Origin of the sequence: Pontivivens insulae, from assembly GCF_900302495.1 — a bacterium.
In the GTDB taxonomy this organism is placed as follows: Bacteria; Pseudomonadota; Alphaproteobacteria; order Rhodobacterales; family Rhodobacteraceae; genus Pontivivens; species Pontivivens insulae.
Window position 1 is genome coordinate 1,052,618 of record NZ_OMKW01000001.1, and the last position, 17,694, is coordinate 1,070,311.

The following is a 17,694-nucleotide window of genomic DNA, read 5'->3' on the forward strand; positions in this document are numbered from 1 at the left end:
CTTTGTAGTGCCTGAGCCCTGATTGATACTTTCCGTCTTGAAATACGGCTGTTAGTTTCGCTCAAAGGAGTGACTATGGAACCTACAGCACTGACACTGGAAATGATGGTGGTTCTTGGGCTGCTGGCATTCACAGTGTTCCTGTTCGTTTCAGAAATCATCCGGATCGACCTCGCCGCGATCCTCGTGATGGTGGTTCTTGGAATGCTAAGTACCGTTCCTGAACTGGCAAATCTCTCCACCCGCAGCGATCTTTTCGCGGGCTTCTCGTCAAATGCGGTGATGTCCATCATCGCTGTGATGATTATTGGGGCAGGGCTCGACAAGACCGGACTGATGTCAAAGGTCGCCTCCTTCATTCTAAAGCGTGGCGGAACGACGGAACCCAGGCTCATTCCAATCGTGTCGGGCACAGTCGGTGTGATCAGCTCATTCATGCAGAATGTTGGCGCGGCTGCGCTGTTCCTGCCTGTGATCAGCCGGATCTCAGCCAGGACCTCGATCCCGATGAGCCGTCTGGCGATGCCAATGGGATTTTGCGCGATCTTGGGCGGAACGATCACGATGGTCGGATCTTCCCCGCTGATCCTGCTCAACGACCTATTGCTTTCCGCCAATCGAACACTGCCTGCTGATCAACAGGTGGAGCCTTTTGGACTCTTTTCCGTCACACCCGTTGGGCTGATGCTGGTGAGTACGGGCGTGCTCTATTTCGTGTTGCTCGGCCGCTGGATCCTCCCAGGCCGGCGCGGCCGTGGAGAGGATGCAGGCGCGGCAAGGTCCATGCAGACCTATGTAGAAAATACATATGGTTTGAGGGCGGATATATTTGAGGTGCGCGTACCCGAAGGGTCGCTGCTGATCGGACAAACCCTGTCCGACATCATGTTTGCCCACCATCTCTATATTCTTGGAACGTCCCACAAGGGCCACAAGGTGATTGCTCCGATGGCCGATACGGTCATCGAAGCCCCCGCACGTCTTGCTGTGCTTGGCCTTCGGCGGGTGGTTTGCGAGGAATTTACGGAGCCGTATGGTCTTCAGATCCTTCCCGAACTCGATGTTTTCGCCGATGATTTTGCCGCCACTGAGTCCGGCGTGGCTGAAGTGGTGGTTCCGCCTGGTTCGAGTGTGATTGGTCAATCGCCGATCGAGTTGCGCCTTCGCCAAACCCACGGCTTGTCCATTCTTGCGATCCATCGCGGCGAAGAAACGATGAGCCATGTCGAGACAGATGATCATGTGGCGACCCATATCGGAGAGGTGAACCTGCAGGCCGGCGATACGTTGGTCGCGCATGTGCAGTGGTCGCGCCTGACAAGGATGAAGTCGGACCAGAACTTCGTTGTCGTCACATCGGACTTCCCTCAGGAAGAATTGCGTCCGCAGAAGGTCTATTGGGCGCTGGGCTTCTTTCTGATGACCCTTGGACTTATCCTGTTCACGGACTTGCTCCTATCTTTGGCGCTGCTGGCCGGAGCGACCGGTATGGTCCTGTCGCGCGTTCTCTCGATCGACGAGGCCTATGATGCCGTGAGTTGGAGCACTGTTTTTCTGCTCGCGTCGCTTATTCCACTTGGGCTGGCGGTTCAGAATACAGGCACGGCTGCATGGATCGCGGAACAGATATTGGCCTTGCTTGACGGGTGGCCAATCTGGTCGCTTCAAGCAGGCCTCGCCATCCTTGCCACGGTTTTCACGCTGGTAATGTCAAATGTCGGTGCGACGGTTTTGCTGGTGCCGCTTGCAATTTCCATCGCGATTTCAGCAGGCGGTGATCCCGCGATCTTCGCACTCACCGTCGCAATCTCGACGTCAAACTCCTTCCTGATCCCCACGCACCAGGTCAATGCCTTGATCATGGGCCCCGCAGGTTACCGCGTTGTCGATTTTGTCCGCTCAGGCGGCATTATGACGGTCCTGTTCCTGATCGTGTCGATGATCGGCCTCAATATCTTCTTTTGAGGATATGAGACTGTCGCCAATGTCACCCTCTTAGACGTAACTTTCGCTTCGTCACCTAAGGCCGCGGGCGAATTGGGTGCGAATGTCATAGGTCTCCGCATCCCTAGCCTTCAAGGGAGCATGGGTTCCCATTCGCTTCCGGGGCCAGAAAAGATTTTCCCATCCGCTTGCGCCTTAGACGCGTGCAACTCGTACAGATACGGTCTGCCAACGAGATGCTGGATCGCTCTCTGAGATCGTCGTCTAGTCTAGCTAACGGCCTCAGCGATAGACCTGATCTTCGGTCGGAAAGCTGCGGGATCTTACGTCATCGGCGTATTGCTCAACCGCGCGCTCGATTTGCCCCAACAGATCGCCATAGACCTTCACGAATTTTGGCGGGGTCGGGTTGAGACCCAGCATATCCTCCAGCACAAGGATTTGGCCGTCACATTCGACGCTTGCGCCAATTCCGATGGTTGGAATTGCGATCTCAGCTGTAATGCGAGCAGCGAGCGGTTCGACCATACCTTCCAGTACGAGAGCGAAAGCCCCTGCATCGGCGACTGCTGCGGCGTCGGCCTGATGTGCGGCCCAGCTTTCCTCGTCTCGTCCTTGCGTCTTAAAGCCGCCCATAACGTGGCTCGACTGCGGTGTGAGACCGATATGGGCCATCACGGGAATGCCGCGCTCTGTCAGGAAGCGGATGGTTTCGGCCATGCGCGCGCCGCCTTCGAGCTTCACCGCCCCGCAGCCTGTTTCCTTCATGATCCGTGCGGCGTTCCGGAATGCGATTTGTGGGCTCTCCTCATAGCTGCCAAAGGGCATATCCACCACGATCAGCGCGCGCCGCGTGCCGCGCACAACCGCTCGTCCGTGCATGATCATCAGATCCAGGGGTACACCGACCGTGGTTTCCATCCCATGCATCACCATGCCGAGGCTATCGCCGACCAGGATGAAATCTGCAAACTTGTCCACAATCGCTGCGGTATGCGCGTGATAGGAGGTGAGCGAAACGATCGGATCGCTTCCCTTGCGCGACGTGATCGCGGGGACTGTGATACGGCGGATGGGTTTAGCGCTCTGCGTGCTCATGGCGACACCTCGCATTGATCGATTAGAAGGACTCCGCCAAACTCGGCAGATATCAGGATGGCAATCTTTCGGTCGACAGGACCGCTGAGGGGGCTGAGGGTTTCCGCTTCGACGATATCGAGACCGCGCAAGGTCGCACGAGGGCTGGCCTTGATCGTTCTACGGAGAGCCTCGGCCAATGCCTCGACCGTCGTACCAGCTGCAACCAATTCTTGCGCCTGCATTAGCGCGCGGCTCAGAACAACGGCCTCGGCGCGATCCTCTGGTGTCAGCCTTACGTTCCGAGATGACATGGCAAGTCCATCCGGTTCCCGGACCGTTGGCACGGCGTGGATCTCTATCGGGAAATGCAAATCGTTTGTCATACGACGAATGACCTGAAGCTGCTGGTAGTCTTTTTCCCCGAAATAGGCGGCGTCAGGCAGCGTTATGTTGAAAAGTCTTGCGACAACAGTTGCCACTCCGCGGAAGTGCCCCGGTCTGACCTTTCCGTGCAGCATATTGGCGAGCGTCACCGTTTCGACAATCGTGTCGTCGCCCGGTGGATAGATCGTCGCGACTTCAGGCAGGAACAGCGCATCGACGCCTTCCGCCTCCAACAAGTTGATATCCCTGATGTCGTCGGACGGGTAGTGCGCCAGATCGGCGACCTCCCCGAACTGTGTCGGGTTGACGAATATGGTAGCGATGACCCGGTCATTGTCGCGGCGGGCGGCACGCATCAATGTCAGGTGCCCTTCATGCAGCGCACCCATGGTCGTGACCAGCCCGACACGCTCGCCAGCTCTTCGGTAGTTCGCAACAATGGCCCGGATTTCGGCTACTGACTTGCAAATTTCCATACGCTCAACCTTCGCAATCTGCGTGGCTGTAGTGAGTGCACGATTGCCCAGCTCAGGTCCACCCGACTCGCTGCGTCAGATGGAACGAACCAGGCCTAAGTTGCGATTGCTACGGTGTCTCAATCAAAGCGCGCCCGGAGATCATGCGGTTCATTCCCTTCAGCTGATTGCGAGAGCCTGAGGCCGTGAGGCAAGGGCAAACATGGGTACGCGCAATCGAAACGCATTCTTGTGACACGCACATGCATGAAATACGCATGAAAAACCTTCACAGTTTTGGTCTATGTGCGCTCAGTCTGATTTTAGTGCAGCAAGGCTGACAGTGGGCTGTTTTCCTATCGTCCAGAGTGCACTGCCAATCGTTGGTGTGAAGAACGCTTGCGGTGCTGCAGAGAATGGTTGACCCAGCCCCCTGAAATCAGGCCAGTGAGGTGTTAGTAATCCGTCCGAGTAGAGGATGGACTATGAAACGCAGATTTTCAGATGAACAGATCCTTGGAATGATCAAGGAATACGAGGCAGGCGTGAAAGCGCAGGAGCTGTGCCGTAAGTACGGGATCAGCGATGCCACGTTCTACATCTATGGATGTCTCTCCCGTTGCAAGGTTTCTTCGGTCCTGATTTGACGGCGTTTCCCTGGTTGCAAACATCTATCCGGCGTCGCCGTTGGATGGCGCGCCCAAATGGGAATTCCGCGTGGTGAGCCTCAACAAATGGTCGGCCTCAGTAGGCCATTATAAAAGCCAGGTTCCTCACACACCGGAGTTTGCCGGTCGGTTCATTTCCTTGGTCGTCTTGCAATCCTTGTCTCACGCTCAGACATGAGCGCGGAACTCTTCGTTTCTGCGCAACATCGCCCAAATGATGCGTGCGTTCTTGTTGGCGACGGCGACAGATAGCTCTGTTCATACCGCGCCGCTCACGGATCGAGTTGACCCACCTGCTGAAGGCGTCGGTTCGGCCTTGCGACACGCGGACAACAGAACGGGCCCCATGGATTAGTAGGGTTCGGAGGTGCTTGTCTCCGCGTTTGCTGATGCCCATCAGAAGGCGTTTGTCACCGCTGGAATGCTGCCTGGGCACAAGTCCCATCCAGGCCGCCATATGCCGCCCATTCTTGAACTCTTTGCCGTCACCAACTGCAGCGATGACCGCAGTCGCAGTCTTGGAGCCGACGCCGCAAATCTGGGCGATCCGTTGGCAATCTGGATTGGCCCGGAAGACCTGATCGATGCGCCTGTCGAAGGCTTTGATCCGCGTATCAAGTTGAAGCATAAACTCGAACAGATCGGCGATAATCTCCCGGGTCATCTCCGTCAGACCGTTAGATTGATCCTCAAGAATCTCTGGAATGCGCTGCCGCGCACGCCCCAAGGTCAAAGGGATGGTGACGCCTCTGTCCAGTAAGAGGCCCCGCATTTGGCAGGCTAAGGCAGTGCGATGGTTCACGAGTCGCCGTCGTGCGCGATGCAACGCCTGAATGTCCTGCTGCTCTTCATTCTTGGGCGGTACGAACTTCATGTTTGGCTGCATCAGCGCAGTACAAATGGCTTCTGCGTCGTTGCGATCATTTTTCTGATGTTTGAGGAACGGTTTGACATATTGGGGCGCGATGACTTTGACCCTATGGCCGAGGGCTTCGAACTGGCGCTGCCACCAGAACGCGCCCGTGCAGGCCTCGATCCCAATCATGCAAGTGGGCACATCAGCCAACTCGGCAAGCAATGCCTCCCGACGAAGTCGTTTCTTGAATACCGCATTGCCCTCAGCATCGACGCCATGAAGCTGGAACACGTTCTTGGCCAGATCGATCCCCATAAATGCTATCGTCATCTCTTCCTCCAAATTTGCTGTGACACCCTCACAGCGTCGCGGTTGGAGGGAGAGACATCCATCCCATTAACTGGCGCTCGAAGTATGGCGGCATGGAGGTGTCTGATGCCAGACGGCTGAAGGCGCTGGAAGCGGAGAACGCGAAGTTGAAGAAGATGCTGGCGGAACAGATGCTTGATGTCGCCACGTAGAAAGAGATGCTGGGAAAAACTTCTGAGGCCCGGTTCGAGGCGGCGAGCCGTGGACTGGGCGATGAAGGAAAAGAGCTACTCGCAACGGCGGGCCTGTGCCTTGGCCGGGATCGATCCGCGTGTGTATCGGCGGCACCCGAAGCGGCCGGAGGACAAAGATCTGCGCCAGCGGCTGCGGGAGCTGTCGGCTGCGCGGCGTCGATTTGGATATCGCCGCTTGCACATCCTGCTGAAGCGCGAGGGCTGGGAAGTGAACTGGAAGAAGCTCTATCGGATCTACCGCGAAGAAGGGTTAACAGTGCGTAAACGAGGGCGGACGCAAGCGTGCTATCGGCACAAGGGCACCGATGGCGATCCCGCAGGGGCCAAACCAGCGGTGGAGCCTGGACTTCGTGTCAGACACGCTTTCCGAGGGACGCAGGTTCCGCATCCTAAACGTGATCGACGACTTCAGCCGGGAATGCCTGGCCTCGGTTGTCGATACGTCGCTGTCGGGCGTGCGTGTCGCTCGGGAGCTGGACCGGATTGCCGAGATGCGAGGCTACCCATACATAGTGGTGTCCGACAACGGAACTGAGCTCACCTCGAATGCGATCCTAACGTGGCAGGAGGATCGACAGGTCGAATGGCACTACATCGCACCGAGCAAACCGATGCAGAACGGCTTCGTAGAAAGCTTCAACGTCCGCCTGAGGGACTCGTGTCTGAACGAGCACCTCTTCGCCAACCTGCACCATGCCCGCCATTTGATTGCGGCATGGCGCGACGACTACAACCATCACCGACCCCACTCGAGCCTCGACGGGCTCACACCGTGGGAGTATCACCAACGGTGAAGAGAGGACCAAACCCTGAACAGAGCTAACCAATAAACGCGGACTCAAGGGGGAGCAGGTCAGGTACCTTAGCCTCCATCTGGGTCAGATATAAGTTCTCGTTTGCCTCATCAGAGTTTGAGACCTGCTTGATTGAGGGCTTGAGGCGTGCTCGCATTTGTGAGCTTGGGTCAGCTTTAGTCGGAGTTCGGCAGACGGTCTCTAGCAGAAACTGGCCTTGCCGTTGTCTTCTAGCAAAGCAGACTGAGCGGCCCGACTGTTTAATTTGCGAACCGAATGGATGCCACCTCATTATTGATTATTCGTGTCGGCGGATGGGAAGCTTGCTGGGCTTCAGTTGAATCCTCAAAAGAGCCTAGCACGTGGGTCAAAATTCACCTCTGCCGTGCGATCGGATCGACATTGAGGTGCGTTATCAAAATCAGAATTTTTGCCGACCTCGTGTCAATCGATACCGTGAAGCCGCTGAGATTTGTGATATCAAATAGCGTCAAATTTTGATCGAGAATGTGACTCAAAGGTACAAGGTGGCATCTCGTAAGTTAGGTGTAAATTCTATGGATGTATAGAAAATGAATAATATACACGGCCGCAAAATATTTAGCGGTATTAATTTGAATTTAATAGTGCTATCTCTTATCGTTTTATCGATATCTCTGATTTATATTTATATACCAAGAGACTATGATGAATCAATGGATTCGAGAAATTATATAAATAGGGCAAAATTTGCCGGGGCAATTCAGATACCATATTTGATTTTTGAATCGGCAAGAATATCAATTCGATTTATAAAGTCATTCCGGATTTAATATATGTTTGATGAAGATTTTAACTACGTTCCGTTGAGATCGTAAGTGGTCGATGAAGATAATGTTGCGGTTTTTTTACAGCAACAACTTCACTACTCGCTGCTGCTCTTGATGAATTTTCTGATGTTGCCGAGGTTGGTATTCGCTTCGGGACAAAGGCGATTACTCCAATTGGCGCAACAATGACGCTCGCGTTCGAGACTATGGATGGCATCGATGTTCGAGATTTCTTTGTGGCGGGGGGGGGCGAAGTCAAGTCATAGGTGGATTAGCTGCTGGCGCCGTTGTCACTGTGGTTTTCTGTCCCACAGGTCCAGGAGCAGTTGTGGCTGGAGGCGGCGCGGCTACCCTTGGTGGTATTGCTGGTGGCAACTTGGCTGGTTGCGGTTGCGATATATTGGTCGGAACTCATGTGTTGCCCGTTTCTCAGGGCTAGGTTGGCCGCAGAGATCGCCTGCAGGAAATGCGCGAACATATGGCCGCTCGCGCATCGGAGTCTGGTGAAGCGGACGGCACCGGTATTCGACCTATCTACAACCCGTTGTATCTGTCAGTCATCACTGGTGACTATATCGGAGGCATTGATAGCGCACTGACATCCTACGGATGGGGCCTCACCGATTTAGCGCGTTACCAAAGGCATAAGTCGGAAATTGATCCTCGTCGAACGTAACTCGTACGCGGTAGTTTAAATACTCCACCCCAAATCGTGTCGCAACATCACCTGTATCGGCATTAATGGTAATATCGTTCGTAGCCTTTGCAGGACCAATGGTAACTGTTCCTCTAAACGGTATCGCCGATGAAGTGACCGTAGCATCGTCAAGCCAATTACTTTTAGGATCAGCCATCTATTATCTCCTTCATTATGAAATCAATATCATCGATTTCATGTTGGTATATTCTAAATCTATAGCCATCGTTATTTCTCTCTAAATATATTTTTTCTTTGTGTTTAAAAATTCTAAATCCAAAGTTATTGTAATCACCAACAGCCCTATCCAAAAGAATGTGAAGCGATGCCCAGATTTCTCCCTTTTTTATCAAAAGAGAAGCGCTCAGAAAATTGCCAAGATATAATCCTTATCTTTCTTGAAATTAGGGAAATCCTTGCCGTATTGGAGGAATATACCCACACCTCCAGCCCACTCAGAGTGCAAAATTTCTTGACATATTTGTCAAAGGTAAAAAAAGTCTCTAATAAAATTTTCCAAATTTCGACCTCAATCAAAATTTCACCACATCTATGATGCATTTTGTCAATATTGGTAAGCAAAAAAATCAAAATCTATAAATTAGGGCAGCACTGAAGTTAGCCTAACTCAGTCTTATCGTCGCATATCGTCTAAGTCCATGTGGGCTAGGATATCTCGGTGTTCCAACGCTTGAAGCCGCCGAATTATTGTCCGGCAAAGTCTCCGAAACAGTCAACCGAATGGAGTCGACACCCACGGGTCCTAGCTATTGAGCCTGAATATGAAATGCGCATTCGAATTGTCTATGTAGCGACTGACCAGCCCATCGCTCTGCGCCGTCAGATGGCGTAGGCATGGCAGATGTTCGCAATAGGCTGTCGTTAGAACCCAACCTAGCACTTGCCCCAAACTAGGCGACGCTAGCGCGTCTCGGACCCTCAGTCAGGCAGATCTCAAACACCGAAGATGCAAACAGGAACTCATATCTGACCAGCTGAAGCCCAAAGTCTCGGGCCGTTTATCGGACGCGATACACCCCTCTTTCGGCCTCGCTTACTTCGCTCGGATCGTTTTGGCCGAAGACCGAGAGACTTCCAATTGTCTAATTGCGCCTGAGTGCGAAAGGCTGTTCGTGGTTGAAGATCGCGTCCTGACTGTCTGGCGAGGGCGCTACCCCGGGGCGTCAAGGTCCGCTTGAGGCCCTCAGCGTCGAGAGACGTGTGGCGTTTTGTTAGAGAGTTTGGGCTCCTTCGAGACATTAGTGGCACAGCAGCATTGGTTTGTCCGCGTTGAAAAGGCCATCGATCTCGGCCCTTAGCCGACCTTGGGACAGGGGGGGGCAATGTTGCACCGCAGTTTCTAAGACCAGCCATTCGCTGCAGTGCCGTCATTTGACCAACCAAGGTGAAGCTAACGGGACAAAGTATGAATTCGCTAGACGCGGGCCAATGTCTGCTTCCTGCCATTCTGTTGTTCTCGGGCTTAGATGTGACCGCGAGGGCACGGCAACCAGGCGAGTTAAATCGTGCTATGGCCAGCATACGCCACCTTCAGCTACGCAACCGGTCGAAGCGCGTGCTTATAGGTGTGCAATTGATCGACTTCCACTGCGCCAGCGACGCGGTGCAAGCGGATAGAGGCGGCGTTGCGCGTAGACACGAAGGACGTCAGCTTTTCACCACCACTCGCACCGACATCGTGCTTCACCCGGTTCACCAGCGCCTCTGCCACGCCGCGCCCGCCCCAGCGTTTTCGCACGACGATCGAATTCACCATTCCTCCGTCATACCAGTCGGCATATCCGACCAAGCGCTCCGTCTTTCGATCCAGCGCAACAAGAAATCTGGCACCGGCCTCCTTGGCGGCGCAAATCATCTTTTCCGCAGTAATGCTGGGGATATTGCCCCGGGTTGAGAAGTGAACATTGTAGAGGTTGGAAATCTGTTCGCTCCAATCGCTCTTTGAGGCGTCCCAGGCTTGAATATCCACCAAGCTGTCTAGGCCAGTCTCCACGGAGATCAGTGGCGTTTCCATCTTGAGCAGGGTCTCTGTGTGCCTGAAGCCGAGGCGGGTCAGACAGTTTGCAAGCGTGGTGTCCTTGGCAGCGACGCTCGCCGCAATCGCCTCACAGCCAGCGTCGCGAGCAGCTTCCAAGATGCGTTTGATGAGGGCCGTGCCGATGCCTTCTCGCCGCCGTGTCCCGCGAACATGGACCGTTGGGTAGGGGATCGGCACCGCGACCCGTGTCCCTTGTTCGATTACGATGGCAACAAGCTCCACATCCCGAACCAGACTGACAACACGGTTTTCCTCCGCAATGGCGATACGGTGTCTTTCAATGACCTCCGGCAAAAAGGGAGCACGCTGCTCTTCTTCAAGGCTTGCGGCAAATGCTGCAATTTCTGCATCATCCTGTGCGCCAAGCCGCGTGATCTGGAATTTCTCCATCAGTCCTGTGGGGATCATTCCAGACAAAGCGGGTTGGGCAACCGCTCCTCCGATGCGATGGCCAGCAAAGCGTAGCCAATGCCGGACAGGCCCTTCATGAACCCCGGCGCATAGTACATATCACCAGAAAACAGACGATAGCTGCCAGTGAGTGCGGCATGCTCAAGACACGCCCCCGCCCGTTGACGGGCCCTGACTTGCAGATCCTCCCGCCCCAGTGTTCGGCCGGCCTCGTCAAGGATCATGGCCTGTCCCATTGCACCGCAACACAAGTCATCAAGCTGCGTCTCGATCGAGGCGGCGAGCCGCTCATAAGCCGCGTTGGGATCCTCCGTCACCGGCAAAGTGCCTGGGGAAAGACAGCGCGCGAGAGCGACACCTCCACTTCCATGACACCACTGATCCGGGCAACCCGCCGTTTCTGGCGTCGCCTCCGCCGATCGCAGATCCGGCCAGCGGCCGCCCGATCTTGCAAAAAGGTCGGCATCGAACCGTGACGCCCGGGTGATCAAATCGTCCAGCAAGGGGCTTGGTCGCGCCTGCCGAAGCCGATCCAACGCAAAGCTTATGCCCGTTGTCCCGTGGCTAAAGCCCGTGAGTGTGCGGCCTGACTGACCCAATTCCCACAATCTATGCTTCGCACTTTCAGCGTGCTCGTGCAGCACACGCGCAGCGACTTCGGCCCGATCCAGCAGTCCTGCGTGACCAGTTCTGCGCCACAACCGAAGCAGGATCAGGATCAACCCCGCAGAGCCGCCAACGATATCGAGCAACCGATCCGATCGCAGCGTTTCCGGTGATAGTGCCATCGCGAGTGACACGGCAATAGGTGGCGTGCTTTCCCCCCGAATCTCAGCGGAACGATCGAGGCCATATGCTCCAGAGATGGGCCCTGCAAAGCCACCACTCGGCATTGGTGTATCATGACGCTGGTGTAGGCCGGCTGTGAGTGTCTGTTCGGCAGCCAGCGCCATCTCGCCAAAACGTGCTTCACCGGTAACCTTCGACAGCAAGGTAAGGAACAACGCAGGTCCAGCGAGCCCGGAATAGAGGTCCGTGTCCATCGGGCAGATATCGAAACGCTCTGCGCCTGGCCGCAGTTCGAGCCCATGCCAGTTCGCGTGACCGTCTACGCAAATTGTACGCGATAGCAGATAGTCTCCCAATCGGGTTGCCTCAGCAATTGCGGCCTCTCTGGCCAATGGCACGGGAAGATCTGCCACCCGAGGCTGCTGCCGCGAAACCCATTCATGATCCAGTGCGAGGCCAAGACTTGCGGCCTCCGCCGTTATACTGGCGCCAAGAGATGGCCACGGATCGGCAGGAGTGATCGCGTCGTGGGCGATCATCTCCCCATTCTCCCAAACCCGATTATCATCGCGTTGAAAGGTGAATTTTGGAATGTCTAGCCGACACAACGCAGTCCGCTCAGCATGCGCCACGGCCTCAATCGGCGCGGCAACTCTGCTTTCAAGAAATACATCCCGCGCCGCTGAGGAAACAAGATGTTCAGGTCGTCGCAAGGCATCCGTCAGGTCGGCATAGTCCCGTGTCGCCCGCCGAACCCAGCGGAGCGGAACATCTACATAACGTTGGTCCCATCCCGGCTTTAACGTGCGTTCCAGAAACGACTGGTAAGTCTCGTATCCCCGAACCATTGCTGCCGCATAAGGTTTTGGCGCCACAGGTTCACCCTCGAGGTGGGGTAGATTTGTCGGGCTTGCGATCGGGGTAGGATGGTGTCGCCGTCGCATTTGGGACGTGCGTGCGTGGCTATATCGCCAGTCTGGATAGGTCGATATGACCGTGTTTTGCCGCAGCGCTGGATCACCCATTTCACCGACGACAGCGCCGGAGGCGCGGGAAAACAACATATGTGTGGAATAGAGGCTCAGCACCGATCCCCGCGCCATTGCTGCACGGATTGGCGTTGGCCGGGCCGGGTTATCCAGCGGTTGGAAAAACGTCTCCAAATCCACCGGAACCGGGCAGTCGCCACAGGCAATGACATTCTCGAAGTGAAAATCGGTCGCGCGAAGACGCTGGAGCAGGGCAAGCAGAGCCCCTGCCTTTGCATAGAACTGCTCGGCATCGGCCGGTTCGTTGAGCGGCGTCGGCTCAATGGCCTCGGCCCAACCATATCCGTCGCGCGCTAGAACACGCGGCGCACGCAAGGCCTCGGGGGCTCCTTGGGCAGTCAGTTCACTTACATGAGCGTGAAAGCGCGCATCCACCTCCATCGACCGCGGCTTATAGACGAGCCGGGTGCCGTCTTCGAAATGAAGGATTGCAACGCTTTGGCCTTCGTCATGCGGGTCGGAAAGACCCTGTGAAACCTCCCGAACAGTCCCGGCCTGTTCAGTGAGGAGGCCCGCAGTAACAAGCGGAGGCCGATCCGCAGCAAACCTGTCGATCAAGGCCTGCGTGCTTCGCTGCCATTGCGCGGTGATACGCGCCGAATACTCCGTCAAGACAGGCCGCGTTTCCAGCAAATGCATAAACCCACCCTGTTGGGTCATGCCGACATGCCAGGTTACGAACCAATCCGAACGCGCGGCCTCCTCCGGCGCGGCGCGACGCTCAGACAGCGTGCGAAAGATCGCGAAATCTTCGTAGAGCGCGAGCTCATGCACCCAGACGAGGCGTTCGCGCAGCGCGTCAATCAGGTTCTGTTGAGCGGAGGGCGAAAATTCCGCTCCCCACTCTAAAGCGGCGGCAGCCTGGCCAACATGCTCGTCGAAGAGATCACCAAAAACATCAACCGCACGCGCAGTTGGGCCACCCTGCGATTGCTCCGATTGCATTTGAAGGGATGCATGATCCACGAGCTTAGCAACTCCCTGGCACATGACGGCCCAGCAAATATCCATCGAGATCGGTAAATACAAAGAAGGCAAGAGGCCAGAAATCCAGCCTCTTGCAGTCACTTTCGGCAGTCATGCAGTGTCGTCATCCCAATGTCGCAACAACAGGAATTCGACGACAGGGACGCCTCAGAGGCCAGTTATGGCCTACACACGACCAGCGGGCTGGTGGTTGGCATCGGCACAGCAAGCGCTGCGTCATCTGACGGCGCGCGACCACATGCCAACGGCGTCGTCGACGTAGGCGCAGTGAAAGCTGAATCGTTTGGCGTGTAACCGCAAATTGGGGGCATCGTCGGCTTGGGTGCCGCAATAGCCGAATCGACCGGAGCATAGCGACATACCGGAGGTAGCGACGGCGGCATCGCTTCAATAGCAGAGTCGACTGATGCAAAACACATATTGGCCAACGCAGTCGGGATCGTTGCAAGAGCGGAGTCGCTGGCTTGATCCATGCACGGCGCTGAAATTGCCGTCACAGGAGCAGAAATAACCGTCTCATTCGAGTAGGACCCGCAACGCGGCCAGGTCGATGTCGGAACGGGTACTGCCATTGCGCTATCGTCAGCTTGTCCGGTTTCCGCAAGCTCTCCATGCAATTCAGCCGCAAGCAGCGCTTGCTCGGCTGGTGTTAGCTCCCCAAGCGCAGCATGTGCGCATCCTGGTGTCATCGTCACTGCCGTTTCTCCTCACCTGTGTGTCGGGAATTGTTAGCTTATCCAATAGAAACCAATAGTCATGTGCAATCACGCACAAATGTGGTCCGCCAAGAGATAAACTTCCAGACACCGACCTACGTCGATGGACTGTCTTATGGGACAAACCTACATCCGTCAGCCAAATATCCCGTCGCACGTGTCGTCCTGCCGCCGGAAAGCCTCCTCATATCTTACTATCGGGACAAAACGTGCGCTCGGTCCCACGCTCTGACGAATCTACACTGTTGCGCTGTAGGAACCTGCTTGGGCCCGTTGACGATGGGATGATCTGGATGGTTGATGTAGACATCTCCGAACCCGGCCCATACCCGACATTTGGGCAGGGGGATCGATGTTGCATCGCGGTTCTTCATACCGGTCATTCGCTGCGGTGCCATGTGTTTGATCGAATAGAGTGAAGCTCTGTTGGCGAAGCTGCCGATCGCCGACTATTTGCTGCTGCCTGGTTTCAAGGGTGCAGGGTTGGAACCCTTGCCGCTCGGCACAACAAGAAGTCCGACTACATCAACCTCTCAAACGCCAAGATGAGGCATTTGAGATTTCAGGTAATCAAAATGCCGATCCGCCATGCCGCGATACGCGATCCAGCCGTCGGCGGTGTTCTGCGCCACCGCGTCGGACAGTACAGCCAGCGGCTCGCCAGTCGAGCGCGCGAGGATCAGCGTCTGCGCCGCCTTCTCGAAGAAATATAGGTCTTCGAAAGCCGCGGCGACCGTCTCGCCGACGATAGTAACGCCGTGATTCCCCATCACCAGCACGGATTTTTCACCCAGGCTGTCCGCCAGTCGCTCGCCTTCTTCTACCGCATCAGCGATGCCCCCGAAGTCGAGGTCGTATGCGATCCGCCCATAAAACCGCGCGGTGTTGTTGTCGATGGGCACCATCGTCGGGTCCTTGAGGCAGGCCAGAGCCGTGGCATAGGGCGAATGCGCGTGCAGGATTACCCTCGCCTCGGGCTTCCGGCGGTGCAGGGTCCCGTGCACGCACCAGGCCGAGGCGTCGGGGCTGCCCGCGCCCTCGATCACCCGCCCGTCGCGGGCGTCGATGCGCAGCAGATCCTCGGGCCGGACCGTCGCGAAATGCTGCCAGCAGGGATTCAGCAGGAACTCGTGCTCGGAGACGGCGGCGCTGAAATGGTTGCCGACCGACTCGCTCCATCCCATCCGGTGACAGATGCGGAAGGCAGCCGCGAGATCCTGCCGCAGGGAAGTTTCCGAGGAAACCGGGCGCATGTCGTTCATTTGAAACGCCCTTCGCTGACCAGCGCGCGGTAGGTCGAGCGCATCTCGGCCCGGTCGGTGTAGCAGCCGCGCAGGTAACGCTCGCCGCTTTCGGCGGTATAGGCGGCGCGGCCATGCACGATGCGGTGGTTGTCGAAAACCATGCATTCGCCTGCCTTCATCAGGAAGGTCATCATGTATTTCTCTTCCTGCAACATCTTCCCGAAGCGGCAAAAGGCCGGGTACCAGCTGTCGAGAAGCTCCTGATCGAGGTCCGAGATGTCCAGCATGTGCTGGCTGATCGTCAGGCCCGAGACGTCGCCGTACTGGTCCAGCTCGATCACCGTCTGGCGCGAACGCATGTCATAGGTGTCGTGTTCACAGAAGAACGGCACCTTGGTTTCGGCCAGCAGCTTGAACCCCTCGGGGTAGCGGGTGCGGAAGTCATTGGCGACGGCTACACCGTCGGCATAGAGGCTGTAGCCGCCTTTGACGGTGTTGGCGCGGCAATGCAGAAACTGCATGCCCGGCGCGTGTTCCTCGGCGGGGGTGTCGGTGTGCAGCTCGAGCGCCGAGGCCGTGTAGGCGGTGTTGGTTGGGTTGATGTGGGTCTTCACGTCGAAATAGTCGCCGAAGAAGGTCGGGCGGACCTGGCCGATCATCTCGGCGGTCTCGGTGAGCCCCTCGTTGCTGTTCGGCATGTCGGTGATGATGGTGAAGCCCTCGACCAGCATCGCCTCGATCCACTTGGCGCGCAGGGCGGGATCGCCGAGCAGCTCCGGCTGGCTGAAGCGCGGCACGTCCGGGTAGTGGTCGCCGTACCATGCCTCGCGCGACAGGTCGGCGGGGTCGGGGCGGCGCCGCGGGATCTTGTAGGCCTCGAGCCAGCTTAGCGGGAAGCTGGTGACGTGATCCTCGGCTTCCCAGGTAATCTCGAGAACGTCGCCGGTGACCTCGGCGGTCTTCGCCTTAGGCGCGGTCTCGAGGTGGAAGATGTCGAAGCTGCGCTCGCGGGTGGAGCTGTTGAACGAGCTCGGGCAGTTGTCGCGCAGCCAGTGGTAGTTGAAGTAGTGGCTTTCGCCGTCGGAGAGGGCGATGCGCAGGCCGTTGTTCTGCAGGACCGGTGCCACCACTGGGGAGGTCATGACATTCATTACGTATCTCAGCCTGTTGCGTAGGGTTGGGGAGCGTTTCTGCAAACAAGCATTCCACGCCTTCCTTTCCCGAAACAGGCGGATTAGCCTGATGATATCTTAAGTCATGGGTTAAGTTGATGGACCGTCTCCCGCCACTCCGCCTGCTCACCACCTTCGAGGCCGTCGCCCGTCACGGCTCGATGCGACTGGCGGCGGCGCGGCTCAACGTGACCCAGCCGGCGGTGAGCCAGGCGCTCAGGGCGCTGGAAGAGCACGTGGGGGCGACGCTCTTCGACCGCGCCACGCGGCCGGCTCAGCTGACTGAGGCGGGCGAGCTTCTGGCCCGCGCGGTGCGCGACGGGCTGGGGCAGATCTCGGCCGCGCTCGAGGACATCCGGGCGCTCAGCGGGCAGGACGAGGCCCAGGTCACGGTGTCCTGCACGCTTGGCATGGCGACCTACTGGCTGATGCCGCGCCTGCCCGAGTTCTATGCTGCGCATCCGGAGATGACGGTGAACGTGCAGGCCCCCGCGACCGACCTGCCGCATCTTTCGCCTGGCATCGACATCGCCATCCGCTACGGCACCGGCGGCTGGCGCGAGGGCACGACGCTCAAGCTCTTCGATGAGCGGGTCTGCCCGGTGGCCGCGCCTGCCCTGCTGGAGCGGTTGCAGGTCGAGGGTGTGGGTCTCGATCGGGCGCCGCTCATCCATGTGCGCAGTCCGCACAACCAGCATTGGGCCGGGTGGGAGGACTATCTTCGCGCCCGGGGCATCCCGCGGGCGCGTCTCTCGGGGCAGACCTTCAACAACTACGTGCAGGCGGCGCAGGCGGTACTCGACGGGCGCGGGGTCATGCTGGGCTGGCGCTCGATCGCGAGCGGTGCGGTGCGTGACGGGGCTCTGCGTATGTGGCCGGAGGGGGAAATAGATTTAGGTACGTCGTACTACCTCACCGCAAGGCTACCGAAGTCTCTGAGCGCCAAGGTGTTTCTGGACTGGGTCACACTGTCTGCCGGGCCTGTTTGAATCACTCAATTCCATCGCGCTGTACGCT

General features: G+C 57.0%; 9 protein-coding genes and 3 pseudogenes. 4 read left to right on the forward strand and 8 right to left on the reverse strand.

Annotated features, from left to right (window positions below; translation table 11 throughout):
• Nucleotides 1-75 precede the first annotated feature (75 nt).
• A complete protein-coding gene (locus POI8812_RS04970) occupies nt 76-1,965 on the forward strand; it encodes an SLC13 family permease (RefSeq protein WP_108781386.1) in 1,890 nt (629 codons plus the stop codon).
• A 261-nt stretch (nt 1,966-2,226) separates the two neighbouring features.
• Here the strand turns inward: POI8812_RS04970 and panB are convergent, their stop codons facing one another.
• Both panB and panC read right to left on the reverse strand, forming a co-directional pair.
• A complete protein-coding gene (gene panB / locus POI8812_RS04975) occupies nt 2,227-3,042 on the reverse strand; it encodes a 3-methyl-2-oxobutanoate hydroxymethyltransferase (RefSeq protein WP_108781387.1) in 816 nt (271 codons plus the stop codon).
• On the reverse strand, nt 3,039-3,884 hold the full coding sequence (gene panC, locus POI8812_RS04980) for a pantoate--beta-alanine ligase (protein ID WP_108781388.1): 846 nt from the start codon (nt 3,882-3,884) through the stop codon (nt 3,039-3,041). The genes panB and panC overlap by 4 nt, the downstream gene beginning before the upstream one ends.
• Nucleotides 3,885-4,348: 464 nt before the next feature.
• Between panC and POI8812_RS04985 the strand changes: the two are divergent.
• Nucleotides 4,349-4,468 (forward strand): annotated as a pseudogene (locus POI8812_RS04985) (transposase); the annotation flags it as partial.
• 231 nt (nt 4,469-4,699) lie between these two features.
• On the opposite strand, the pseudogene POI8812_RS04990 reads toward POI8812_RS04985, so the two are convergent.
• Nucleotides 4,700-5,717: pseudogene (locus POI8812_RS04990) on the reverse strand (IS110 family RNA-guided transposase).
• A 71-nt stretch (nt 5,718-5,788) separates the two neighbouring features.
• Here POI8812_RS04990 and POI8812_RS04995 point away from each other — a divergent pair.
• Nucleotides 5,789-6,744 (forward strand): annotated as a pseudogene (locus tag POI8812_RS04995) (IS3 family transposase); the annotation flags it as partial.
• Nucleotides 6,745-8,170: 1,426 nt separating this feature from the next.
• Here POI8812_RS04995 and POI8812_RS17535 read toward each other — a convergent pair.
• The 5 genes from POI8812_RS17535 to POI8812_RS05025 form a co-directional block, all read right to left on the reverse strand.
• Entirely contained in the window at nt 8,171-8,407 is a 237-nt protein-coding gene (locus POI8812_RS17535) for a hypothetical protein (protein WP_146186121.1), read from the reverse strand.
• A gap of 1,398 nt (nt 8,408-9,805) precedes the next feature.
• Complete coding sequence (locus tag POI8812_RS05005) at nt 9,806-10,717, reverse strand: GNAT family N-acetyltransferase (RefSeq protein WP_108781390.1); 912 nt, start codon at nt 10,715-10,717, stop codon at nt 9,806-9,808.
• Nucleotides 10,714-13,524 (reverse strand): DUF4135 domain-containing protein, encoded by a 2,811-nt coding sequence (locus POI8812_RS05010; RefSeq protein ID WP_162844881.1) that lies wholly within the window; start codon nt 13,522-13,524, stop codon nt 10,714-10,716. Before POI8812_RS05010 ends, POI8812_RS05005 begins: the two co-directional genes overlap by 4 nt.
• Nucleotides 13,525-14,794: 1,270 nt before the next feature.
• On the reverse strand, nt 14,795-15,523 hold the full coding sequence (locus POI8812_RS05020; protein ID WP_108781393.1) for a class II aldolase/adducin family protein: 729 nt from the start codon (nt 15,521-15,523) through the stop codon (nt 14,795-14,797).
• A complete protein-coding gene (locus tag POI8812_RS05025; protein ID WP_108781394.1) occupies nt 15,520-16,656 on the reverse strand; it encodes a TauD/TfdA family dioxygenase in 1,137 nt (378 codons plus the stop codon). Before POI8812_RS05025 ends, POI8812_RS05020 begins: the two co-directional genes overlap by 4 nt.
• 119 nt (nt 16,657-16,775) lie before the next feature.
• Here POI8812_RS05025 and POI8812_RS05030 point away from each other — a divergent pair, with 119 nt between their 5' ends.
• Nucleotides 16,776-17,666 (forward strand): LysR substrate-binding domain-containing protein, encoded by an 891-nt coding sequence (locus POI8812_RS05030; RefSeq protein ID WP_108781395.1) that lies wholly within the window; start codon nt 16,776-16,778, stop codon nt 17,664-17,666.
• Nucleotides 17,667-17,694: the final 28 nt, after the last annotated feature.